Annotated in this window: 1 protein-coding gene; it reads right to left on the bottom strand. The window is 31.9% G+C overall.

Going from position 1 to position 1,194, the window contains the following annotated elements; all coding sequences use genetic code 11:
* The coding region (locus tag GQR46_RS19915; protein WP_165742259.1) for an NACHT domain-containing protein at positions 1-1,194 on the bottom strand (1,194 nt) is incomplete at both ends.

Genomic DNA, 1,194 nt, shown 5'->3' with positions numbered 1-1,194 from the left:
GAACATTATTACTAAATTTTATTAAATCATTAAAGCGAAAGGCTTTTAATATAGATTCTGCTTTTTCGTCATAATATAACTTAAGCTCAGACTCAACTTCGACTATCGGCCAGCTTGGGCCAAATCTAGCAGAAAACTCAGCGAAAAAGTAGAGCATATCTAGCGCAGGTATTGGAACTTTTTGACGTTGCTCTTCTCTTTTGAAAATAGCATAAATTATATTATCCGTTAGAGTATTCAAGCATAAGAAGGGTAACGCTTTAGATGACACTGACTCTTTAAATTTATCTGTGTTATTACTTTTCTCATATATATTGCAAATACTTAAAAGAATGAATGGTATTACTCTATCTTTCGATTTAAAGTCATTATCTTTAAATACATCTAATATCGTATTAATAGTTTTATCTAAATTACTTTCATCTCTAAACCGCTTTCTTATATATTTTTTACAGTCACGCTCTTTAAAACCCAGGAGCTCATATCGCTTTATATCTAAATCATGGAATGAGTCGTCATTGAACAGTTTTGTATCTCTAGACGTTATTAACACTCTACTCTTTCCTAGCTGAGCATGAGATTCGTTTATTGACTGAAGTAGCTTTATTGTGTCAAATTTATCACCAAAAATAGACGGGAATTCATCTAAACCATCTATTATTATTACAATACTTCCTGCACAAAGTGATATTTCAAATCTCTTCCTATCAAGAATGTTTACTTGTTCATCACACCTAGCTTGAATTTCATATAAGTCGAAAATAGATGTAATACTATCGGGAGTATATTTAGTTTCTTCAACAAAACTTGTAATAGCCTCTGAGCTAATCAAAAAAGGAACGATATTATTCTGTTGCTTAAGTTCTGAGTAAAGTGAATAGCACAAAGAGCTTTTACCATTGCCACCATCACCCACAAGAAGAAAAATACTAAAGTAACTATTTGAAGATAAAGCTTTTGATAATTCAACTAACGCTGAGGGGTAAGTTCCTTCTGTATCTTTTAGCTCTTGATCTGTGTAATGGTTTACAACGGGTAGGTCTTCATCTGATTGAAAGTCATTATTAATACAACTATCCCAAATAAATTCAGAAAACGTAATCTCTTTGCACTGCATGCTGCCGTAACGTTCACGATTTTTATTAATTAAGTAACTTTTTAGAGACTCTCTTTTAGACGTTTCACTCAAAACTA

The sequence above is a fragment of the Pseudoalteromonas sp. Z1A6 genome (assembly GCF_011378745.1).
In the GTDB taxonomy this organism is placed as follows: Bacteria; Pseudomonadota; Gammaproteobacteria; order Enterobacterales; family Alteromonadaceae; genus Pseudoalteromonas; species Pseudoalteromonas arctica.
This window is presented reverse-complemented; position numbering and strand designations above follow the sequence as displayed.